This is a genomic window from Neptunomonas sp., assembly GCF_041601355.1.
Lineage (GTDB): Bacteria > Pseudomonadota > Gammaproteobacteria > Pseudomonadales > Balneatricaceae > Neptunomonas.
The window spans coordinates 1-21,874 of sequence record NZ_JBFIIH010000067.1 but is presented as its reverse complement, the minus strand read 5'-3'; the positions used below and the strand labels follow the sequence as shown (position 1 = coordinate 21,874).

General features: G+C 45.1%; 21 protein-coding genes and 1 pseudogene. 12 read left to right on the top strand and 10 right to left on the bottom strand.

Annotation, left to right across the window (positions count from 1 at the left end; genetic code table 11):
* The 4 genes from ABY436_RS11765 to ABY436_RS11750 all read right to left on the bottom strand — a co-directional run.
* The coding region (locus ABY436_RS11765; RefSeq protein WP_372739165.1) for an ATP-dependent DNA helicase RecQ at positions 1 to 1,037 on the bottom strand (1,037 nt) is incomplete at its 3' end.
* 2 nt (positions 1,038 to 1,039) lie between these two features.
* Positions 1,040 to 2,080 carry a 23S rRNA (adenine(1618)-N(6))-methyltransferase RlmF gene (gene rlmF, locus ABY436_RS11760; protein ID WP_372739164.1) on the bottom strand — a complete coding sequence of 347 codons (1,041 nt, stop codon included), beginning with the start codon at positions 2,078 to 2,080 and terminating at the stop codon, positions 1,040 to 1,042.
* Positions 2,080 to 2,313: a DUF1653 domain-containing protein gene (locus ABY436_RS11755; RefSeq protein WP_372739163.1), complete on the bottom strand. Its 234-nt coding sequence runs from the start codon at positions 2,311 to 2,313 to the stop codon at positions 2,080 to 2,082. The genes rlmF and ABY436_RS11755 overlap by 1 nt, the downstream gene beginning before the upstream one ends.
* Positions 2,310 to 2,816 carry a hypothetical protein gene (locus ABY436_RS11750; protein ID WP_372739162.1) on the bottom strand — a complete coding sequence of 169 codons (507 nt, stop codon included), beginning with the start codon at positions 2,814 to 2,816 and terminating at the stop codon, positions 2,310 to 2,312. The genes ABY436_RS11755 and ABY436_RS11750 overlap by 4 nt, the downstream gene beginning before the upstream one ends.
* Positions 2,817 to 2,920: 104 nt before the next feature.
* Here ABY436_RS11750 and ABY436_RS11745 point away from each other — a divergent pair, with 104 nt between their 5' ends.
* Positions 2,921 to 3,364: a universal stress protein gene (locus ABY436_RS11745; protein ID WP_372739161.1), complete on the top strand. Its 444-nt coding sequence runs from the start codon at positions 2,921 to 2,923 to the stop codon at positions 3,362 to 3,364.
* A gap of 2 nt (positions 3,365 to 3,366) precedes the next feature.
* On the opposite strand, the gene ABY436_RS11740 is transcribed toward ABY436_RS11745, so the two are convergent.
* Together ABY436_RS11740 and ABY436_RS11735 are read right to left on the bottom strand one after the other, a co-directional pair.
* On the bottom strand, positions 3,367 to 5,262 hold the full coding sequence (locus tag ABY436_RS11740) for an ATP-binding cassette domain-containing protein (protein ID WP_372739160.1): 1,896 nt from the start codon (positions 5,260 to 5,262) through the stop codon (positions 3,367 to 3,369).
* Positions 5,263 to 5,331: 69 nt separating this feature from the next.
* Complete coding sequence (locus ABY436_RS11735; RefSeq protein ID WP_372739159.1) at positions 5,332 to 6,318, bottom strand: hypothetical protein; 987 nt, start codon at positions 6,316 to 6,318, stop codon at positions 5,332 to 5,334.
* Between the two features lie 424 nt (positions 6,319 to 6,742).
* Here ABY436_RS11735 and ABY436_RS11730 point away from each other — a divergent pair, with 424 nt between their 5' ends.
* The 3 genes from ABY436_RS11730 (at position 6,743) to ABY436_RS11720 (ending at position 10,515) form a co-directional block, all read left to right on the top strand.
* Positions 6,743 to 7,534, top strand: a complete 792-nt coding sequence (locus tag ABY436_RS11730) for a 2OG-Fe dioxygenase family protein (protein ID WP_372739158.1) — start codon at positions 6,743 to 6,745, stop codon at positions 7,532 to 7,534.
* Positions 7,535 to 7,744: 210 nt separating this feature from the next.
* Entirely contained in the window at positions 7,745 to 9,721 is a 1,977-nt protein-coding gene (locus ABY436_RS11725) for a transglycosylase SLT domain-containing protein (RefSeq protein WP_372739157.1), read from the top strand.
* Positions 9,722 to 9,726: 5 nt separating this feature from the next.
* The gene (locus tag ABY436_RS11720) at positions 9,727 to 10,515 is read left to right on the top strand and encodes a TatD family hydrolase (protein ID WP_372739156.1); all 789 of its coding nucleotides are present in this window, start codon (positions 9,727 to 9,729) and stop codon (positions 10,513 to 10,515) included.
* Between the two features lie 20 nt (positions 10,516 to 10,535).
* On the opposite strand, the gene ABY436_RS11715 is transcribed toward ABY436_RS11720, so the two are convergent.
* A complete protein-coding gene (locus ABY436_RS11715) occupies positions 10,536 to 10,775 on the bottom strand; it encodes a glutaredoxin family protein (RefSeq protein ID WP_372739155.1) in 240 nt (79 codons plus the stop codon).
* Positions 10,776 to 10,910: 135 nt separating this feature from the next.
* Here ABY436_RS11715 and ABY436_RS11710 point away from each other — a divergent pair, with 135 nt between their 5' ends.
* From ABY436_RS11710 to ABY436_RS11680, 7 genes are all read left to right on the top strand, one after another.
* On the top strand, positions 10,911 to 11,450 hold the full coding sequence (locus tag ABY436_RS11710) for a PAS domain-containing protein (RefSeq protein WP_372739154.1): 540 nt from the start codon (positions 10,911 to 10,913) through the stop codon (positions 11,448 to 11,450).
* The gene (locus ABY436_RS11705) at positions 11,447 to 12,949 is read left to right on the top strand and encodes a methyl-accepting chemotaxis protein (RefSeq protein ID WP_372739153.1); all 1,503 of its coding nucleotides are present in this window, start codon (positions 11,447 to 11,449) and stop codon (positions 12,947 to 12,949) included. The genes ABY436_RS11710 and ABY436_RS11705 overlap by 4 nt, the downstream gene beginning before the upstream one ends.
* A 186-nt stretch (positions 12,950 to 13,135) precedes the next feature.
* Positions 13,136 to 14,872, top strand: coding sequence for a PHA/PHB synthase family protein (locus ABY436_RS11700; protein WP_372739152.1), 1,737 nt, complete (start codon positions 13,136 to 13,138; stop codon positions 14,870 to 14,872).
* Between the two features lie 177 nt (positions 14,873 to 15,049).
* Complete coding sequence (locus tag ABY436_RS11695; protein ID WP_372739151.1) at positions 15,050 to 16,339, top strand: MATE family efflux transporter; 1,290 nt, start codon at positions 15,050 to 15,052, stop codon at positions 16,337 to 16,339.
* Complete coding sequence (locus ABY436_RS11690; protein WP_372739150.1) at positions 16,326 to 17,393, top strand: DUF3080 family protein; 1,068 nt, start codon at positions 16,326 to 16,328, stop codon at positions 17,391 to 17,393. Before ABY436_RS11695 ends, ABY436_RS11690 begins: the two co-directional genes overlap by 14 nt.
* Before the next feature lie 73 nt (positions 17,394 to 17,466).
* Positions 17,467 to 18,183: a transglutaminase-like cysteine peptidase gene (locus ABY436_RS11685; RefSeq protein WP_372739149.1), complete on the top strand. Its 717-nt coding sequence runs from the start codon at positions 17,467 to 17,469 to the stop codon at positions 18,181 to 18,183.
* A 21-nt stretch (positions 18,184 to 18,204) separates the two neighbouring features.
* On the top strand, positions 18,205 to 20,148 hold the full coding sequence (locus ABY436_RS11680; RefSeq protein ID WP_372739148.1) for an EAL domain-containing protein: 1,944 nt from the start codon (positions 18,205 to 18,207) through the stop codon (positions 20,146 to 20,148).
* Between the two features lie 30 nt (positions 20,149 to 20,178).
* On the opposite strand, the gene trxC is transcribed toward ABY436_RS11680, so the two are convergent.
* The 3 genes from trxC to tusA form a co-directional block, all read right to left on the bottom strand.
* Positions 20,179 to 20,613 (bottom strand): thioredoxin TrxC, encoded by a 435-nt coding sequence (gene trxC / locus ABY436_RS11675; RefSeq protein ID WP_372739147.1) that lies wholly within the window; start codon positions 20,611 to 20,613, stop codon positions 20,179 to 20,181.
* A 61-nt stretch (positions 20,614 to 20,674) separates the two neighbouring features.
* Positions 20,675 to 21,244, bottom strand: a complete 570-nt coding sequence (locus ABY436_RS11670) for a ProQ/FINO family protein (protein ID WP_244889922.1) — start codon at positions 21,242 to 21,244, stop codon at positions 20,675 to 20,677.
* A 5-nt stretch (positions 21,245 to 21,249) separates the two neighbouring features.
* Entirely contained in the window at positions 21,250 to 21,495 is a 246-nt protein-coding gene (gene tusA, locus ABY436_RS11665; RefSeq protein WP_090725931.1) for a sulfurtransferase TusA, read from the bottom strand.
* A 140-nt stretch (positions 21,496 to 21,635) separates the two neighbouring features.
* Here tusA and ABY436_RS11660 point away from each other — a divergent pair.
* Positions 21,636 to 21,803 (top strand): annotated as a pseudogene (locus tag ABY436_RS11660) (antibiotic biosynthesis monooxygenase); the annotation flags it as partial.
* Positions 21,804 to 21,874 lie beyond the last annotated feature (71 nt).

Sequence of the window (21,874 nt, the reverse complement as noted above, 5' to 3'; positions counted from 1 at the left end):
GTATTAAGACCATCCAGATTCGCCAATGTTATACAATGTGATGCCGCACCATCGCGTCCCGCCCGGCCAATCTCCTGACTATAATTTTCTATGGATTTTGGCAGATCGTAATGGATGACAAATCGAATATCTGCTTTATCTATGCCCATGCCAAACGCAATGGTTGCGACAACCACCTGCGCCCGGCCTGCCATAAAGTCGGCCTGTATCTGTTGTCGACGCTCACTGAGCAACCCAGCGTGGTACGCCACCGCATTTATCTGATGACGGCATAACAACTCTGCCACCTGCTCGGCACTGTGCTGCAGGGTCACATAGACAATGCCTGACCCTCCTTTTTGCTGATCTGTTTGCTGCCGGATCGCGTCGATCAGGTGCGCATCTTTATCAACAGCACTCACCGGCATAATTGACAGGTCCAGATTTGGCCGATAAAAACCAGTCTGCACGATATGCTCTTGCGCAATGCCAAATTTATGCGCCATATCCTTTTTTACTTTGCGTGTTGCCGTCGCCGTTAACAACAACACCAAAGGTATATTCAATGCCGAACGATAGGCAGGCAATTTCAAATAATCCGGACGAAAATTATGTCCCCATTCAGAGATACAATGCGCTTCGTCGACAACCAGCATCGATACCGGAATTGACTCTATAAACTGACGAAATCTCTCATTCTTAAAACGCTCAACAGATACCATCAGAATTTTAATCTTTCCCGCACGGCTATCCGACATCACCGTTTTACTTTGCTCCCCGGTCAGGGTTGAATCTAAACTGGCCGCAGGTATGCCTCTGCTGGCAAGAAAATCCAACTGATCTTTCATCAGTGCCAACAGAGGTGACACGACTAATGTGAGATGCGGTAAGTGCAAAGCCGCCAACTGATAACAAAGCGACTTTCCTGACCCGGTAGGGAAGATAGCCAGAGAAGACTCTGCGGCTAATAGTTGACGAATAGTTTGCTCCTGACCGGAGCGAAAGTGCGAAAAGCCGAAATATTCCTGAAGAGACGAATGCAAAAAGGGTGAATCCATTATCAACACCAATACTCTTCAGCCCACGCTTGCTGCTGTCCACGGCTCAAAAAACTCCAGGCAATTAATCGACTGATCTTTTGCCCTTGACTCATATTGATAACCTTACACTGTTGCGCACCCAAGCGATTAATAATGTGTGTTAGTGGCTTAATATTGTCTTTCTTAGACACTAAACTGGTAAACCAGCATACCTGGCCGGCAAAGCCAACACTCTCTTTTGCCATTCGTTCTAAAAAAGCCATCTCTCCCCCCGGGCACCAGAGCTCTGACTGCTGCCCACCAAAGTTCAGTTTTGGCTGGTTTATTTCTGCTCTGCTATTCTTAACTAAACTATTCTTAACTAAACCAGTCTTAACAGAACGATTATTAAATGAAGCATTACCTGCAGGGTTGCTATGCAACTGCTCCCTGCCTTTACTGAGGTTTTTCCATTTGCGCTGACTACCCGCCTGTGCCTCCTCTATTGAGGCATGAAACGGCGGATTGCACATACTCAGATCAAACCTATCCGTTGGCTTGATGACTCCTTTAAAAACAGACTCACTGTCTTTTTGATGAATCAATTTTACTTGTTTACTCAAACTGCCATTCGACTGCACGATCACACCCGCGACTTTAATCGCCAACGCATCAATATCTGATCCAACAAACTGCCAACCATAACTTTGGCTACCGATGATAGGGTAAATACAGTTAGCACCACTTCCAACATCCAGTACGCGCACTTTTTTGCCGGTGGGATATTTATTATCCACATTGGATTCCGCCAGCAGATCTGCCAGATAGTGGATATAATCAGCTCTCCCCGGAATAGGGGGACATAAATAGCCTTCAGGAATCTGCCAATGATCAATATGATAATAATGAGCCAGCAGTGCTTTATTCAGACACAGTACTGCTTTGTTATCGCTAAAATCGATTGTCTGGTCACCTTTAGGATTGGGCCGCAGGAAGGCGTTAAGCTCCGGACAAGTAAGGCGTAAAGCACTTAAATCATAGCGCCCCTGGTGCAGGTTTCTTGGGTGTAGTTTAGCGCTCATTACAGCTTCGCAAACCGATCAACCACTTGCCCATCAGTCCGTGTTACCTTTTCAAAAAACATGTCGTAAGGCCGAACCCAAAGACCTGCGTCGCCATACTGAGGGCGGTACAACACCAGCCACTCCTCCGTTTCAGAGTGCCTGACCAGATCAATCACCTCGTACTCATTACCCTTATAATGGCGATACTTACCTACCTGAAAGGCAGGCATAAACGACAAATTCTGACTCATATTTTACCCTGAATTAATTTTTCTAATGATGCCTTGAGCATCGCTAACTGCCCGTCACCGCTACTTTCATTCCAGAAAGCGGTTACATAGACGGGTGTTGATTCTAATGCCACCACATCAGAAGGCAGCAAACTGATTGCCTCATGCAGCACCTGTAGCTGTGATGCAGATAACATTCGCTCACCTAATTTCCAGCTCCATCCTTCCGGCAAGCCTTCATTAGCTATCGCCTTAACACGAAAGACTTGCCAGGGAAGCATCGCATTGACTTCTCTTTTATCCAAATTCAATCTAAGCAAACGGTAAGCTGGCGTATTGCGGACATTTCCCTCCATCTCCCCTTCGGCTCTGGGTGCGGTAAGCCTGACGAGCTGCACCATAAAACCTTCTTTTTTTGCTTTTAAGCGAAGTTGCGCCTGAAATTTTTCGCGTTGTGTCGGCATCATCCACATGAATGACCCAAGCAACGACGTTACAACAAAAACGATAATAAAAATTTTCATCTTAAAAATTTCCTGTAACACTCATATTCTATTGATGGCTATCAAAATTTTATAATGCTGCGATATGATAGACTGAGATAAATTCAATAGTGAGGATTAATCTAATGGCCGTTTATTCGAAAATTCTCTTGGCTGTCGACCTATCAGAGGAGTCTGACCAGCTTATTGAGAAAACCCGTGCTATTGCACAAAACAACCAGGCATCTGTAACGGTTTTACATGTTATTGAGCCTCTGAGTTTTGCTTATGGTGGCGATGTTCCGATGGATCTTACCACGGTGCAGAACCAACTGGATGAGCATGCGCGCACCAAGTTATCTGCATTCTCTGAAAAACTTAACTACCCCGTTGAATCTCAGCAGGTCATCACCGGCCATACAGAATCTGAAATCCATCATATGGCCGAAGAAAAAGGCTGCGACCTGATTGTTGTCGGAAGTCATGGGCGCCATGGATTGGCTTTATTATTGGGCTCAACCGCTAACAGTGTATTACATGGCGCGCCTTGCGATGTCCTTGCTATCAGGGTTTATGAGCCCGAAAAATAGGATCACATCGCTTCTAATTCGACCCAGCGCTCCATCAACACCTCAATCTTGCGTTCCTGCTCCTGCAGCAGCGCAAGCTTCTGTGTGATAAGCGCATGGTCTTTTTCATAAAAGCCTTCTGCCGCTGTTTCCGCCATCAACGCTTCCAACTCTAGCTCTGCCGCTTCCAGCTCAGCAGGTAGTTGCTCCAGTTCGCGCTGTAGTTTGTAGCTCAGTTTAGATGCTTTTTTAGCCCCAACTGCCGTTTGCGATGACGTACCCGGTGCCGCACCCGCCTGACTCAAACCCGCTTTTGCCGGCGGTTTCACTTTCGCCATCACCGGACGCTGTCTTAGCCAGTCCTGATATCCACCGATGTAACTGTTAACGTTACCGTTTTCAAAGACGAAAGAGCTGGTCACCACATTATCAAGAAACGCCCTGTCATGACTGACCAGTAAAACCGTTCCCTTAAAGTCCATCAAGATCTCTTCCAGAAGCTCAAGTGTTTCAACATCAAGGTCGTTTGTCGGCTCATCAAGCACCAGCAAGTTAGCTGGCTGACTAAACAGGCGTGCCAGCAATACACGGTTACACTCTCCTCCGGATAAGGCTTTTAACGGTGTTCTTGCGCGTTCTGGTGCAAACAGAAAATCTTGCAGATAACTGATGATATGACGACGCTGGCCATTGATCTCTATCACCTCACGTCCTTCAGAAATATTATCTATAACAGATTTCTCAGGGTCCAATTGGCCACGAAGCTGATCAAAATAAGCAACTTCAAGTTTAGTACCATGCAAAACACTGCCACTGTCGGGCTTGAGTTCGCCCAGAATGAGTTTTAACAGCGTACTTTTACCTGCACCGTTAGGGCCGATCAGGCCGATTCTGTCGCCACGTTGTATCGATGCCGAAAAGTTCTTAATAACCGTACTGCCCTTGAAGCCAACCGATACGTTTTCAAGCTCAGCAACCAACTTACCTGAACGTTGCGCGGCCTCCAGGTTGAAGCTGGCTTTACCCTGGCGGTTTAATCGATCAGTACGTTCACGTCGCAATGATTCCAACGCACGTACCCGTCCTTCGTTACGGGTGCGGCGTGCTTTAATACCCTGTCGAATCCACACTTCTTCCTGTGCCAGTTTTTTATCAAAAAGTGCGTTATTACGCTCTTCCTGCTCCAGCAGAATCTGTTTCTGCTCAGTATAAGAGGTATAGTTACCGTTGAATGACGTCAAAATACCCCGGTCTAATTCGATGATACGCGTTGCAAGGTGATCAACCAATGCACGGTCATGCGAGATAAACAGAACCCCACCGCGAAACTCCAACAGCTGCTTTTCAAGCCATTCAATGGTATCAATATCCAGATGGTTGGTCGGCTCATCTAATAACAGCAGATCAGGCTCCTGAACCAATGCGGTTCCTAATGCCGCCCGACGGCGCCAGCCCCCGGACAATGAAGACATCAACGCTTCGCCATCTAACTTCAAACGAGTTAGCACACGTTCTACACGTTGTTCTAGACTCCAGCCATCATTTGCTTCCAGCTCATGTAGCAAGTGATCCAATTGAGCAAGTGACTTAGCGTCAGTCGCAGATGATAATTCATCATACTGAGCACGCATATCAACTACTTCCTGTACCCCGGAAGCCACCACATCCCAGACCTTACGCTCATCCGCAGCAGGCAATGCCTGAGCTAATTCAGCAATACGGCAAGAGGGATCAATCCATATTTCACCATTATCCAGATGAACCTGCCCCGTGATCACCTTGAGCAGAGTTGATTTACCCGCACCATTCAACCCCACCAGACCAATGCGCTCCCCCGGTTCAATATTAAGACCCACATCAGCAAGTAAGGGACGGGAGCCAAACGCAACGGAGGCTTTATCAAGACGAATCAGGGGCATGGTGTTCTCTATAAGGAAAAAATGAGCCCGCATTTTAGCGAATTTAGCAGTAGCAATATAGTGGATTCTTTAAGAGGTTTCGACTGGCGCTAACGGTTTGATATGCCGGTTCACCAGATGAGACCGCCAGAATGCATCCGGACAATGATTTAACAGGCGGGTAAACACCGCCAGTAACACAAAAGTGAACAACAACCGCCCCCACAAAACACCCGAAAGATCAGCACCCAGAACCATGACTAAGAGTGTATCTTCAATAATACTGTGGCAAACAGCCAATAAACACATGGAGGCAAAAATATCCCGTTGCGCGACATGCCCTGCTCTTGCTTCCTTTATCAGCAACCCTCCACCAAAAGATAACCCGAGTGTTACGCCGACAATGGTAATAGTTGTCGCCTCACGACCAATACCGATCAGACGTAAAACCGGACGTAACATAACGCCTATCATTTTTTCTATACCAATAACCTTTAATACTTTAAGTGTCGTTAAAAGTACGATGATCACCACTTGAATCATCAGTAAACTTTTTAACTGACTGAGAGCCCAGGCCAACATACCCGGCGCTGGCATTTCTGGTTGCCATATTAACTTGACTGGTTCCTGTAACAGACCAAAAAAACTATAGAAATGATGCAATATCGCGCCTAGTAATAAAGCACCTCCGATTCTCAGCAACAATGTCACGCGCAAGCGCACTCCGGCTTGTTGCGCTATTCGAGCTTCAACCGGAAGCGCATGTGCATGTGCCAATAACATCATAATTGACAGTACTGTTACTTGAGCAACCGTTAACACTTCAGTTTGCTGAATATAGAAAAAAACTAACATGCCGCCATATATATTCGTCACTATGGTTGTTGCCCAGACCAGGCCCATTGACTCAGGCAGACCGACACTCTGCATCACAGGCCCAAGAAACAGCCCCAGATATTCAACCGCGCCCAGTTCTTCCAATATTTTGACCACAATAATGACGGGAATCATTAAGCGAAACAAAGTAACGGACACCTGATAAATATCTCTTCCCAGCTCAGAAAATGCCGCTCGCACTATAAACCCTCTTTATTTGATTATTAAACCAGGCAAAGCAAGCCAATATCTGAAGTTTAAGCTCGCGTTCACGTTCACTTTTACATAGTAACTAACGCTATTACAAAGGCTGCAATCTTATACATTTTATCATCTAAAAACATAATAATTTTTTATATACCACGGCCCTTGGCTGACAAAACTGTTTTATTTTAACGACACTTTTACAGAGCCTCCAACATGAAAAAGCGTACCCGGGCATGATGACAAACAAACGCTTTCCAAACGCCTTTGTGTCCTTATGAAAGCAGTCGGATTATTATTTTGTCTTAATTCACTTTATGTAATAAAAAACGACGAAACCACTCTCTCTCCCTATCCTTTTCGTTGCTACTCTTAGATAAGCAGCAAGGCTTATCGACTCACATAAAAGGCGGAATAAATAATGAAAAACACTCAGATCGATTATATCCGGTCGCCCATTCAACAGCCTATATTAGGAAAACTCCCTTACTGGGAATCCCATGTAAAACAGGACATTTCCGAAGGCAGTTGGAGTAAAACGAATATTGAGGAACATATTAACTTAGCGCAGTGGCAAACCTATCTTCAGAACTTACCAAAAGATCCCTATGTTGATACCCGCTGGAAGAGCATGTCATGGCTTTACCTTGATGATTCAGGCCATGTCAATACGCTGGACGACTGCCCTATGGCTCAAGGGGGAAAATATAACGATGCGAAAACCATGGCCGACAAATTACGCCACTATCCTGCTCTGGAAACAGAGTTTTTACAACGAGAGGATGTTCAGGAGTTTATCAAAGCATGGGCGGATCTATGGAAAATACAGCCGAAAGAACCCATCCTCATGCAAATTAATGGGGTTAAAGGGAACCAGCTCCTGGACCCTCTACAGGGACAGGGAATTCATCAGGACGGCAGTCATTTCTTAAGCATTTTAGTAATAAACAGACAGAATGTAACAGGAGGATCGAATAGCCTTTACAGCGATAAAGCGGGTCATCATCCAATAACAGAAACCACATTGTCACCAGGTGAAATAATACATATAAAAGACAATGAAATCTTTCATAATATAACGAGGGTTGAGCCGCTCAATAATAAGATCCCCTTTGAACGATTCATTATCATTATTAATAGTCGCTTTAACGATCCATTTCAGAATAAAGTATTACGTCAGCACTTCCCGGAGGCGGTACTTAATAACGGATAACTTTTATTTTTAAAACACAGCTGAATATTTTTCAGCTGTGTTTTTTCATAATACTTATACAAGCACGTGGAAGATTATTTTTCATACAACAAAACGTCAAACCTGCGTCCAAGAAATGAATACCTATAAATTTTTTTTAATCTATTACCTTTTTCACTAAAGCTGTTTTACACTTAGGTATAACTGACTCAACTCTAGGCGCATAGCAAAATGTTTAAAATAAAAAAACTGTTAACGGCTGCCGCTCTCGTCAGCGCCTCTTTCAGCGTCGTTGCTCATCTCTCTACAGCGCAGGCCAACACCCCTGATCAGCAGTTATATCTGAAAGCCAAGAAGGCCTTCGAACAAAACGACGTAGCGTTAGCTAACAAGTTAACTGCAGAGCTTAAAAACTACCCACTGGTCCCCTATCTTCATGCACGACAGATAAAACGTGACATTGCTCAACTTGATGACAAATCAGTCAGCCGGTTTATTAAAGACAACGAGGCAACTCCCTTCGCAAAAGATGCCCAAACCGCAAGACTGGACAATCTGTTGCAGCAAAATAAATGGCAACAATTCACGCAGGCTTACGCAGAATATCCTATTAAAAGTAATCGTTATCAGTGCGAACTAGCGAATGCCCAGTACCAGAGTGGTTACACAAAAGAAGCCTTCACCTCCGCAAAGCAGCTCTGGCAGGTTGGCTACTCACAGAATAAAGCCTGCGATCCGTTATTTTCGGTATGGATCCAAAGTGGTCAGTTGACCTCAAGCGTCGCCGACGTCCGCTTCTGGAATGCCATCCATAAAAAAGACTTTGCATTAGCAAAATATCTGGAGCGCTTTTTAACAACATCAGCACAAAAAAAAGAGATCGAGCTTTGGTGGCGCATTAAAGAGCAACCGGATCTGATTACCGATACCACACTACTATCAGCAAACAATACGCATCATGGAATCATGGCAATCTATGCGATTCGCCAGATTGCACGCTCTGATATTAATAAAGCAGCGGATCTGTGGCTGCGTGAACGCTCCCGGTTAGCTTTTGATCAAACGACTATCGATAAAACAAACGAATACTTTGGTATGCGGTATGCCAAAGGGTTCAGAGACAACGCTGATGAGATGTTAGCCAAACTCGATCCGGAGTTCAGTTACGAAAAGCTGACTGAATGGCGTATTCGTCTGGAGCTGGTCAAGCAAGACTGGCAAGCGGTTCTCACGCTCATCGAAAAATTACCTGAAGACCTTAAAAAAGAAGGTCGTTGGGTTTATTGGAAAGTATCGTCTCAACAACGCCTCAACCCGGGCAAACAAAAAGCCGATTATGCTGACGTAGCCAAAGAGAGAAGCTTTTATGGTTTTCTGGCATCTGAGCTGACAAACGACCCGTTTTACCTGAATCACCGCCCATCAGGCATCACCGCTGCTGACAAGGAAAAAATAAGCGCACTTCCTGCCGTTCAGCGCATTAAAGAGTTATTGGCTTTTGATTATCAATATGCGGCCCGTGTTGAATGGAACCTCCTGACTAAAACGCTTTCTGAAAATGATCAGTTAGTGATGGCCCATATAGCCTACGACTGGGGCTGGTATGACCAAGCGATACGGGGTGCTGCCCGAATTAAGGCCTGGGATGATCTGGATATCAGATTCCCTAACCCGCATAGCTCGCTGTTTGAGGAGTTAACCAGCGAGCGAGGTATTTATGAAACCTGGGCTATTGCCGTTGCTCGTCAGGAGAGTGCTTTTCATCAGCAAGCACGCTCAAGAGTCGGCGCTCGCGGGCTCATGCAGCTGATGCCCGCCACTGCCAAAATGACAGCCAAAAGATATGATGTTAAATATAGCGGGCCCAGCGAACTCTTTACGCCACGCACCAATATTGCTTTAGGTACAGCGTACCTGGCTGAGGTACTGGAAACATTCGAAGGAAATCGCGCTTATGCTACCGCGGCTTATAATGCAGGGCCGCACCGCGTTAAAAGATGGCTACAAGCCAGAGGCGACTTACCATTGGATGCGTGGATTGAAACCATTCCTTTCGATGAAACCCGTAACTATGTACAAAATGTATTAGCCTTCAGTGTTATTTACGATGTAATGGCATCAAAAAGCACTAGTCTGTTCAACAAGCGTGAATCGGCATCACTGGCACTAAATAATGGCGCCAAATCAAGCCAGCAACCGACGCTCTGACAGGCATGACGGAACTCATCGATATTGGCGTAAACCTGACAGACAAACGTTTTCAACACGACATTGAAGACGTCATCAATAGAGCTAAAGCATCGCACATCCGTGCGATGCTCATTACCGGAACATCTCTGGCATCATCCCGGCAAGCCATTGCCTTATGCCAACAGTATCCTGGCTTTCTGTTTGCGACAACCGGTGTCCACCCGCATGACGCGTCATCTATGACGGACATTGTAATGGAGGACCTGGCGTCATTGAGCAAACAAAGTTGCATTGTCGCTATTGGTGAAACCGGCCTGGATTTCAACCGCAATTTTTCTACACCAGAAGAACAAATCACCGCGTTTGAGCAACAAATAGAGCTCGCAAAATCTACCCAGCTCCCTTTATTCCTGCATGAGCGCGATGCCACTGAAACACAGGTTCAATTACTTAAGCCGCACAGCCAACAACTAAAAGGAGCAGTACTGCACTGCTTTACCGGGGATAAGAACGCCTTATTCAACTATCTTGATTTAGGATTCTATATTGGAATCACTGGCTGGATTTGTGATGAAAGAAGAGGACTACCACTCAAATCTTTGGTGAAAGAGATCCCCCCTGATCGTTTATTACTAGAAACAGATGCACCCTACTTACTGCCCAGGGATCTGGCCATCAAACCTAAAAAAGGACGCAATGAGCCAGCCTTCCTGCAACACATCGCAATGACGATTGCTCACCTGCGCGACATTACTGTTGAAGAGCTTTCAATGCAAACAACCGCAAACACCCGACGACTTTTCAACATCTGAGTTCGATCAGGTTAAATCCATCAGTGACCTATAAAATCTAACAATTGTCCTGCATCAAAGGGCCACCCCAACTCAGCCCCTGTTACCTCATTTTTTATAAGCGGAATTCGCTCACCATAGCGTTCTAACAACTGATCATCATAAGCTATATCAAGCACATCAACCTGATGGATATCGGGATCCAGGTGAGCAACAAGCAAGGCCTCAGCCAGTTCACACAGATGGCATCCCGGTGTCGTGAAAAAAATAAAATTTTGCATGGGCAGGTATTTTTCCATCTCTTTTACATATTTTCATGCAGATTATGGCACTTCTGCTAACCTTAAGCATAGATTGTTTCTTAAATAATCAAGTCTTTCAGTGACTTAAACCCTCTCTTTATAGAGACCTAATCTATGAAGCCAAACATCACACCCATCGACCATGAAGTAGTACTGGCTGATAATGAATTTATTGTCAGCAAAACGGACACTAAAGGGATTATCACTTACGTTAATCGTACTTTCATGGCAATTGCAGGGTATGCAGAAGCAGAATTACTCGGCAACCAGCACAATATCATTCGACATCCGGATATGCCCAGAGGCACTTTTCAATTGCTATGGACCACCTTACAGCAAGGGGAAGAGTTTTTCGGCTATGTCAAAAACCTGTGTAAAGACGGAAGTTATTATTGGGTTTTTGTTAATGTTACTCCCGACTTTGATACTCACGGCCAATTAAGAGGCTACTACTCCGTCAGAAGAAAACCCTCACGGCTTGCCATTAATACGATAAAACCCATCTATCAGGAAATGCTACAGATCGAAAGCAACAACAGCACCAAAGAGGCAATAGCTCACTCGTTGGCCTGCCTTAACGACACATTACGCTCTCTCAATACGAGTTACCCTCATCTGATACTAAGCTTGAATAAAACCGAGGAGCATGCATGAGCATCCACCATCCTCAACAATCCGGAGTCAGTGCCGGAACTCCTTTTCTAAATGCTCATATTAAAGGCTACTGTTTAAGCTTCATTGCGATTTCAGTGATGAGTTCCTGTTACGTCATCCTGGTCTACGATTTGAATGCTATCTGGCTGATACCCCCGCTTATAACAAGCTACCTTGCTTATCGCCTGATGATTAAAATGAGCAATGTATTTAATGCCCTGCAACGCATCCACGATACCCTGAGGAAAGCAAATCAAGGGGAATTCAATGTACGCATCACCCGCACCGCAAAACTGGGTGAAGTAGGCAAGGTAGCCTGGGAGGTCAACGACTTTCTTGACAAAGTAGAGTCCTATTTCAAAGAAGTAGACGCTTGCTTCAGTCATGTTTCCCGAGGTGACTATGGTCGTCCAGCGCTACACCAAGGACTCCCGGGTTTACTAAAACAGTCATTGAGCAATATCAACTCAGCGCTGAGCGACATGCAAAAAGGCACGGATATGATCGCCGCAAATGCCTTACATTCAGAACTGCACTCGCTCAACGGACAACATTTAATTAAAAATCTGCGACAAACACAAAACGATTTAATACGCATCACTGAAGAGATGATTCAGGTGGAGTCGATTGTTAAGGAAAACGGAGAAGCGGCACAAAACAGCCAACAGTCGGTCAGTCAGATGGTCAGCGCCCTGGAGAACATCTCTTCCACTATCAACTCTATCGCACAAGTAGTAGGCAGACTCGGAGAAGACAGTGCAAAAATCACAAATTCACTGTCGATCATTACAGACATTGCCGATCAAACCAACCTTCTTGCACTCAATGCTGCCATTGAAGCGGCCAGGGCCGGCGAACAAGGGCGCGGATTTGCCGTCGTTGCAGATGAAGTGAAAGCACTGTCACACCGAACCAAAGCGGCCGCTACAGAGGTTACATCAACCATTACAAACTTTAGCCTTCACGTTGACGAAATGATTACTCAGGCAAATCATTCTAATACATTGTCGACAGAAGTAGGCTCCATCGTATCGGGATTCAAAGAGCAATTCGATGCATTTGCAGCGGGCTCTGATGAAACATTACGCGCAATAGAGAATACTAAAGACAGAGCCTTTGGCTCATTAGTTAAAGCCGATCACGTCATTTTTAAGCAAAATGGATATATAGCACTCGATCATTCGAAGGACCGACTAAATGAAATAACAGCGACTTCAGTCAAGCATCATGAATGTCGTCTCGGAAAGTGGTACTATGAGGGTCCGGGCGCAGACTATTTCAGTAATACTGCAGCCTATTCAAAACTGGATGAACCCCATGAGGCTGTGCACCTTGCGATACAAAAGGCAGTATCGTTACGTGATGCTGACTGGGGCAGCAATCAAAGCATTAAGCAAGAGATCATTGATTCAATGGCTCTCGCAGAAGATGAGAGTTACAAAATTTTGCAATATATCGATGCTATGATTGATCAACATCATGCAGAGAAGCAAGGCTAAAGTACTATTATGAGCGCTCCCATAATACTTGCATACGCTCTAGCTGCAAGGATATGCTGAGCAATCATTCATAAACCGTTCAGAAACCGAACATAGTAAACAGATAACAATAATCTGGAAAAACGTCAAATCGACACCTAGGTAATAGCTGGGCAACCAACAGATTTTCAGCAAGAAGGTAGTTTCATGGAAAAAAATAGTAACGACAAGCTTACGAATCCTCAAGAGTTCATCAACTACGTCAACCAGGAAACTCAAAAGCTCCTCGAAAATTACACGAAAGCGGGTGGTGATGACGTTTTTTCTCAATTCACACAATCTTGGTCAGAGCTTGCAACACGTTCACTAGAAGACCCCACGGTTTGGATAAAGGCAATTACAGATTATCAGCAAGCTCAGATGAACCTGTGGAAAGGTCTGTTAACCGGCCAGACTGGAGCACAAACTACCGCTGCCCCTACTGATCGTCGCTTCAATGCAGAAGAGTGGTCAACTAATCCTATCTTCAGTTACATTAAGCAGTCTTACCTACTCGGCTCTGGTATGCTGCAGAACATGGCATCTAATGCCAATCTGTCAGAGAGTGAGCAACGCAAGCTTGAATTCTACACGCAGCAGTATATTGATGCGATGTCTCCTACTAACTTTGCCATTACGAACCCTGAAGTTTTACAACAGGCGTTAGAAACAAAAGGCAAAAGTCTGGTAGATGGCCTGCAAAACCTTATGGGCGATATCGAGAAAGGCCGCATCTCGATGACAGATGAGAGCGCTTTCGTCTTAGGCGAAAATATTGCGACATCAAAAGGCGCTGTTGTTTTCGAAAACGACATGTTCCAGCTTATTCAATACAAGCCATCGACTGAGCAGGTTTTTGAAAAGCCAACGCTTATCGTGCCTCCATGTATCAACAAGTTTTATATTCTTGATCTTCAAGAGCATAACTCATACGTTAAGTTCTGTGTTGATGAAGGCCAGACAGTTTTCTTGGTTTCTTGGGTTAACCCAAGCATTGAGCAGGGCAATATCAGTTGGGATGACTATGTCGGCACAGGTGTTATCACCGCAATTGACAAGGTTAAAGAGATTTCCGGATCGCCTAAAGTCAATGCAGTTGCCTGGTGTATAGGCGGAACACTGCTTGCTTCAGCCTTGGCAGTGCTAGCACACCGTAAAGACACCAGCGTTGCATCAGCAACCTTCCTGACTACGCTGACTGACTTCCGTGATCCGGGTGACCTGTGTGTGTTCCTTGACGAACAGCAAGTCAAAAAACTGGAGAGCAAGGTAAACAATCAAGGCTACTTGTCAGGTAAAGAACTAGCAACGTCGTTCAACATGCTACGTTCCAATGATCTGATCTGGTCATATGTTGTTAACAACTATCTGAAAGGTCAGACACCGCCTCCATTTGATATCCTCTACTGGAATGGTGACTCAACTAACCTGCCAGCTGAGATGTATACTTTCTACATCAACAAGATGTATCTGGAAAACAAACTGGTTGAGAAAGATGCGCTGACGATCTGCGGATCTCCGATTGACTTGGGCCGCATTAAAACTCCTTGCTACTTCCTGTCGACTATTGAAGACCATATCGCTCCATGGAAAGGCACTTTCACCGGCGCTGAGAACTTCAGTAATGTTGAATTTGTGCTGGGTGCAAGCGGTCATGTTGCCGGGGTGATTAACCCAGCTTCTAAAAACCGTCGTAACTACTGGATCAAAGGCGAAATGGGACAAGGTCCTGATCACTGGCTTGAAACCGCAGAGCGCGTTGAGGGCTCATGGTGGCCAAACTGGTCTGAGTGGCATAAGAAGCGTGGCGGCAAAAAAGTCGACGCCCCTGCGGATTATGGCAATGCAGATTACAAAGCTATTGAGCCAGCTCCAGGCCGTTACGTAACTGTACGTATCGAATAAGAGACTCTCCTGTACTAAAAAAAGCCTCTGCAGTGCAGAGGCTTTTTGTTTTCTGCTATAAAGTATATTCACACTAACAGAATTCTAAATCGCCACACTACCCTTGAGATATATCCGTTGATACAGCACAGCCTCCTGCAGGAAACAAAAATTCTTCTTTCGTTAGGCTTCCCCATAATGCTGACGCAAATAGCACAGGCCTCGATGGGTTTTGTCGATACCCTGATTGCAGGGCAATATAATACGCTGGATTTAGCCGCAGTCGCGCTAGGTTCAAGTATTTGGCTACCCATTTACCTCGCAGCCACAGGTATACTTATGGCAACCACTCCTCTGGTTGCTTTCGCAATGGGTTCTAAGCAACCTGAGACTGTTCTTAGCATTTTCAAACAAGGCATCTGGGTTGCCGCTACCCTTGGGGTAATAAGCGTTATTTTACTGAATTCAGCTACATGGATATTCGAGCTAATGAAAGTTGAGGAGCCTTTAGCCCTAAAAGCTGAAGAATACCTCTATGCTATATCCTGGGGCTTTCCAGCGCTGATGTTTTACCAGTTACACCGAAGTTATTTTGAAGGACTGGGCAAGACACGCCCCGCCATGAACATTGCATTGCTGGCACTGCTGCTCAATATACCGCTGAACTATCTATTTGTTTTTGGCAAAATGGGATTTCCCGAACTCGGCGCTGCCGGATGTGGCTGGGCAAGCGCATTGGTCATGTGGCTTATGCTAGCCTGCAGCCGGATCGCCCTGAAAAGTAGCCCTCAATTACGCCTTCCCAGTGCTTTGCATTCCCATTGGTTTGATGCTGCAGCCCTACTCAGCTACCTTAAGCTGGGTGTTCCGATGGGGTTCGCTATCCTTATTGAAACCAGCATGTTTTGCGTGATTGCGCTGTTACTGGCGCCGTCAGGAACATTGGTGGTTGCTGCCCACCAGATCACGATGACACTCTCAGGTCTGGTTTTCATGATTCCACTCAGTATGGCCATGGCCTGCACTATCCGTATCGGCCAGCTATCCGGCGCATCCGAACATCAAAGCGCCTGGTTCAGTGCAAAATCAACTCTGTTAATTACGACCAGCATTGCGGTTTTGACCAGCACTTCCATCTTGTTATTTGCCAGACATATCGCCTACATTTTCACGTCTGAACAACAGTTGATAGAGCTTGCCGTAAGTTTACTGCTTATAGCTGCTTTATTTGGAATATCAGATGCCCTGCAAGTCACTGCTGCCGGAGCGCTACGTGGCTATAAAGATACCAGCATCCCTTTACTGATTGTATTTATCGCTTACTGGATAATAGGGCTTCCTTTAGGCTATGTTGTAGGGCTGACCGACTTGATTATTCCTGCGCTTGGCGCGGCCGGCTTCTGGTATGGCTTAGTTATAGGCCTCTCAGTTTCAGCGGCTTTACTCCTGATAAGATTACGCCGGGTAGCAAAGCATGCGGCATTTTAACGTCTGCATCGTCATGGCGATCCTGCTCTCTCTGGGGGGATGTAGCAACGAAACGCCAGAGCAAGCACTGATGCAGACTTATGCCAGTAGAGTCGCTAATGTACTGAAGGAAGATTACCAGTGGCAGCAACCAGAATCGATCCCGCCACTACCTCCTCAACGTTTACGACTTCAAACGATTCCAGATCTGAATGAGGGGCTGATTGATGTGCTGGATTTAGCCAAATGTGACCTTCTCCCCCTAATAGCATCACGAAACAGCTCGTTAGGAAAACTAGCCCGGCCTTCTCAGCGCCTTGTTTATGAAATTCAGTTTTTTGACCAGATCAGCAGCTGCCTGCCTCTCATCGAGAAAGACCCTTCTGTTGAAGCTGAATTAAAAGAGCGCATTTATAATATCTACAACATCAAGAAGCGCAATCTACCTGTCATATTTTGGAACGCACTCTATACCGGTCAGGAGATAGAAGCCTCTATGGCCGTTAATCAATCCCCCCTGCCTCTTTTACAAACTGACCACAGCACGGCGTTAAACGCGTTAAATTCACTCTCTTTTATTACGACATCTACACTGCAAAACAATATCGCTTCGGGTACTTCGTCTCTGCCACAGATCGAGCAATATTATGAAGATATCTATCACGCCCCTCTGGGGGCACCACTTCTGAAGTCGCTGCTATTACTGGAAGCAACCATGAATAATGTCTCCCGGTTGATCAACACCCGACTGGCAAGAAGACCCATGTGCTTCTCTTCTATGCAAAACCCGCAAGCTAACATATTAAAAAATGTTTTTGTTGAATACTATGCTCGCCAGATTCAACCCTATATGGCTTATGTGCATCGAATCGGCGAACAATGGTTCCGTATTCATAGCAAAACGCTGGCACTACTGCCTATCCCGAATGAGATAGCGCCTTATGCAGAACAAGCGTTCATAACAAATAGCAAAACAAGTATCTGGGGGCGTTATATTAACGCCCGGGACAGGCATACCCAGGCATGGCAGAAAATTCTCAAACAATGTAATTTAATGCCCAGCCAGCCCAACTAAAGCGCTTCTTCCTTGAAAAAAACATATTCTTCTACCATGCTTCATGCACTATTTATGTATGACAGGGCATGGCGTGCAAAGTAAACGCATTTATAATGCAGCTAATAAACGGCGCAGATCTTTCAAAGCCAGTAGCGCTGGCTATCTACTCGTTGCCTTGTTTTCATTAACATTATCCCTGTTCGCATTAAGTGAAATCAGCGTCAAACTCAGCAATGCATATATACAGCAACTGGGCCAGAAATATGGCGTCCAGGCAAAACTCAGACTACAGGCGTGGCAGGACTTAATGCTTGAGATTGCAAATAAGCCTGAAAAAGAAAAACTAAAGCAAGTTAACGATTTTTTTAACCAAGTCAGATTTTTAGATGACTCAATACACTGGGGCCAAAAAGATTACTGGGCAACACCCGTTGAGTTTCTCATCAGTAACGGCGGTGACTGTGAGGACTTTTCAATTGCAAAATATTACACACTGAAAGAGGTCGGTGTGGATATGAGCAAACTGAGCATCACTTATGTAAAAGCATTAGAACTTAACCAGGCACATATGGTGCTCACCTATTATGAGAAACCTAATGCTATGCCGGTTGTACTGGATAATTTAATTGCAGAGATAAAGCCCGCGTCTCAACGCCCCGACCTTCTCCATGTATACAGCTTTAATGGGGATAACTTGTGGCTTTCTAAAAAAGGACGCAGAACCACCCTGGTAGGAACATCAGATCGACTTGGCCCATGGGTACAACTTAAATCAAGGCTGGAAAACAATCGTGTTAATGTTAACTAATCAGGTGCCAGGGAGAGAAATATGTCTTTACTAAATCAACTAATAGCGGCGGTATTCGCCGTATTGATTGGCTTGGTCTCGGGCACCCTTTACATTATGTCGGACAGCTCAAAAGAGATGTTAATACATCAACTGGAATCTCATGGCCAAGACACCGCCACGCATTTAGGGCTTTACCTTGCGCCATACATAGCGGCAGAAGATAAAGCAGCCATCGAAACTACTGTTAATGCAATTTTTGATAGCGGTTTTTATCAAAAAATAGAGATAACCAACAGTACTGGCGATACTCTCTTCGTTTCGACAAACACCTCAATTGCTCCGGAAAGCGTGCCCACATGGTTCTTAACACTGGTTCAGTTCACTCCCCCTTCAATGGAAAGAGAAATTAGCTACCAATGGCGTAAAGTTGGAAAGGTAAGCGTACAGAGTCGCGCAGGCTATGCTTATGAACAACTATGGAATGGTACCGAAAAAACACTCATCTGGTTTATATCACTATCACTGATTGCTGTTTTCTCATTGAGCTATTTATTAAGAAGAATTCTGCGCCCTCTCAAAGGGGTGGCAGAACAAGCCACCGCACTCTCTGAACGCAAGTATATTGAACAGAAACACATCCCTAAAACAGTTGAATTGAAACTGGTTGTCGAGGCAATGAACCGTATGGTTCAAAGGGTTCAGCGAATGTTCGATGAACAAGCACGACATATCGAAGAGCTACGCAAAACAGCCTATCTGGACAACCTTACCGGACTAGCGAATCAACGCTCTACCCATGCACAGCTATGTGACTGGCTGGACTACCGTAAAGAATTCGGCCACGGTACCTGCATCTACCTGCATATTCCCAACCTCCAGGCACTGAATGACGCTCAAGGGGAGGAAGCGGCCAATAATTTTTTGAAATATGCAGCTAAACAGCTCGCCGACCTGTCTGCTCAGTACCAACCGGCAATTATAGGGCGCCTATCCGGGTCAGATTTTCTCGCTTTTATACCAGAAAGTAACGAAGAGATCGTTAAGCGGGAAGTCTCTAAGCTAAATGAATCACTGATTACTCTTGCCAACTTTGAAAAAATATCACCCGATGAACCAGCGACTCATATCGCTATTACACAAACCGACCAGAATACCTCAGCGGCACAGCTTCTCTCTGAAGCACGGCTTCTTATCAAACAGGCCATCGCTGAAAAAAGAGATATCCAATACCCTGCAGAATTCACCGGTAGTAAAATCACATCAACCTCTTGGCAGGAACATGTGGCAAGCGCCATCAACAATAAACAAGTTTTTCTACAATTTCAGAAAGTCATATCAACGCATGATCAGCAACCACTACAACACGAATTATTAGCGCGAATTCTGAATCGGGATAACAACCCCTGCTCAGCAGCTGAATTCATACAAGTCGTAAAGGAACTTGGGCTAATCGAAGCGCTGGATAAAGCCGTTCTGGAACGTGCAATAGAATATCTCACGCACAATACAAGCTGCCCACCCTTGACAGTCAATCTGAGCCAACAAGCGATCCAAACTGACGACTTTGAAAAGTGGATTAAAAGCCAACTGAGTAAACATAACTTACGCGGCCGGTTAAATATAGAGATTAACGAGACAGCTATACTCAACGATATCAATAATATCGTGACATTCCGAGACCTGTTGAAACAAAACGGCATCGGCTTTGGCGTTGATAATTTTGGTATTCACCCGAGTGGGTTTAGCTATCTTTACGCGGTACAGCCCGACTACATAAAAATTGATGGGTCCCTTTGCCAGGAAATAGACCACAGTGACGAAGACTGCTTCTTTATCCGCAGCCTTATCACAGCAGCCCATAGCTTAGGGATTAAGACCTATGCCGAGCGCATCGAACGAATAAGTCAGGCAGAACGCCTGAAACAATTAAATATTGACGGCACACAGGGGTTTTTACACGGAAAACCAGAAGCGCTGGTCTGAACGCAATGCTGATAGCCAATAGCAAGCGAGCTAGATGAATTGCTTCAACCAATTATGCAGACTTGACGCATCCATGGCGCCCGCCTGTCGTGCTACCTCTTTCCCGTTCTTTATAACGATGAGTGTTGGAATACTACGAATTGAAAAACGAGCGGCCAGCGCCTGTTCGACTTCCGTATTCACCTTAACGAACCTCAGGTGCGGCTCTAATTGCTTAGCCGCCTGCTCAAAAACCGGAGCCATCATCTTACAAGGCCCGCACCAAGACGCCCAGAAGTCGACCACAATCGGCGTATCGCTTACTTTAATAAACTTATCAAATTGTGTTATCGATAAATCAGCAGCCTTGCCCTGAAAAAGTAATTCACGGCAGCGTCCACAGACGGGATGATTGCTTAATTTTTGAGTAGGAACCCGATTCGGAGTTTGACAGGAAGGACAAGAAACTAACGTTAATTCAGACATAAAACACCTTATACATAAGATTAATACAATATAAGGTGTTTTATAAAGAATTCAAGATCTATTAACGCTTATTCAGGGCAACTAACTGATCCAGCTTAGAATGAAGACGGTCAGCTTTTTCCGCCTCACGCTGTTGCTTCTCTTTTTCACGCTGCAGGTCACGCCGATGCTGATGAAATTCTTTTAGTTTCCCTTTAGCATGCTCAGCTTCTTCAGCAGTTACCTGCCCTTGAGCTTCTCCCTGCAGGTTAACTCTGTCAGCACCCTCTTGAAGAGATCGGAAATACTGAGGTGAGCGCACATAAGATGCCAACGCTCTCTTTATCTTGTTTTTGGCAACTTTCTCATCAGCGATCAAATCGTCCTGAATACCAATTTTGAGAGGCCGTACGTTGTCACGATTAAAGACCTGAGGATAAGTTTCCATCAAAAGCTGAAGTGCCGCCTGGTTTGCAGCTCGGTTCTTCGCTTTACTTTTACTTTTTGGTATCACTACGTCGTTCACAACATTTCTCTCGATCACTTTGATATTCGAACGGTTTTTTTTCAGCTCTAGTTCGCCTAATAACCGTTCGCACTCTTCAACTTGCCGCAATGTTTTATTCACAGCGGCTTCTATATCACTGAACACTTATCTCAGCTACCTTTTCGAATATAATAGCTAAATATTTCTTTTTCGCTTTCATTGATTTGCTCAACGAGCTCATGCCCAAGAAATGCACAAAACTTGGGTATATCCCGCTGCGTAGAAGGATCCGTCGCCAACACCAGCAAAACGTCACCTATGTCAATTTCACGTACCTTATTATGCAGCATCATTACTGGTTCGGGACAATACAAGCCTGTCGCATCCAGCAAATGATCTTCTTTGATACCAACCATTATGCATCTCTTTTCAAAAACGAGCCTATTGTCTCAAATAAAACCCAGTAGCGAAAGCAGACACTTGCCAAAGTATGAGTTTGTGATTTGCAACACAAGGTTTATGCTTAATATATGAGTGATAAACACAGGAGACTATCATGATTAAGGTAATAATTGAGCGCCATATCGCTGACGAATTAGGTGAGCATTATGAAAAAGCAGCGAAAACAACGTTGCAAAAAGCCATGCAGGCACATGGTTTCATCTCCGGAGAGGCGTTAAGGAATGTTAACGATGAAAATCACCGGGTTGTTATAGCAACCTATCGCACTGTTGCGGACTGGCAACGCTGGCTATCCTCTGAAGAACGAAAAGAGATGATGGAACAGATCAGACC

Coding starts and splice junctions, on each gene's coding strand:
- rlmF (WP_372739164.1), bottom strand. CDS start 2,080: ATGAGCGCTAAACTACACCCAAGAAACCTGCACCAGGGGCGCTATGAT.
- ABY436_RS11755 (WP_372739163.1), bottom strand. CDS start 2,313: ATGAGTCAGAATTTGTCGTTTATGCCTGCCTTTCAGGTAGGTAAGTAT.
- ABY436_RS11750 (WP_372739162.1), bottom strand. CDS start 2,816: ATGAAAATTTTTATTATCGTTTTTGTTGTAACGTCGTTGCTTGGGTCA.
- ABY436_RS11745 (WP_372739161.1), top strand. CDS start 2,921: ATGGCCGTTTATTCGAAAATTCTCTTGGCTGTCGACCTATCAGAGGAG.
- ABY436_RS11740 (WP_372739160.1), bottom strand. CDS start 5,262: ATGCCCCTGATTCGTCTTGATAAAGCCTCCGTTGCGTTTGGCTCCCGT.
- ABY436_RS11730 (WP_372739158.1), top strand. CDS start 6,743: ATGAAAAACACTCAGATCGATTATATCCGGTCGCCCATTCAACAGCCT.
- ABY436_RS11725 (WP_372739157.1), top strand. CDS start 7,745: ATGTTTAAAATAAAAAAACTGTTAACGGCTGCCGCTCTCGTCAGCGCC.
- ABY436_RS11720 (WP_372739156.1), top strand. CDS start 9,727: ATGACGGAACTCATCGATATTGGCGTAAACCTGACAGACAAACGTTTT.
- ABY436_RS11715 (WP_372739155.1), bottom strand. CDS start 10,775: ATGCAAAATTTTATTTTTTTCACGACACCGGGATGCCATCTGTGTGAA.
- ABY436_RS11710 (WP_372739154.1), top strand. CDS start 10,911: ATGAAGCCAAACATCACACCCATCGACCATGAAGTAGTACTGGCTGAT.
- ABY436_RS11705 (WP_372739153.1), top strand. CDS start 11,447: ATGAGCATCCACCATCCTCAACAATCCGGAGTCAGTGCCGGAACTCCT.
- ABY436_RS11700 (WP_372739152.1), top strand. CDS start 13,136: ATGGAAAAAAATAGTAACGACAAGCTTACGAATCCTCAAGAGTTCATC.
- ABY436_RS11695 (WP_372739151.1), top strand. CDS start 15,050: ATGCTGACGCAAATAGCACAGGCCTCGATGGGTTTTGTCGATACCCTG.
- ABY436_RS11690 (WP_372739150.1), top strand. CDS start 16,326: ATGCGGCATTTTAACGTCTGCATCGTCATGGCGATCCTGCTCTCTCTG.
- ABY436_RS11680 (WP_372739148.1), top strand. CDS start 18,205: ATGTCTTTACTAAATCAACTAATAGCGGCGGTATTCGCCGTATTGATT.
- trxC (WP_372739147.1), bottom strand. CDS start 20,613: ATGTCTGAATTAACGTTAGTTTCTTGTCCTTCCTGTCAAACTCCGAAT.
- tusA (WP_090725931.1), bottom strand. CDS start 21,495: ATGGTTGGTATCAAAGAAGATCATTTGCTGGATGCGACAGGCTTGTAT.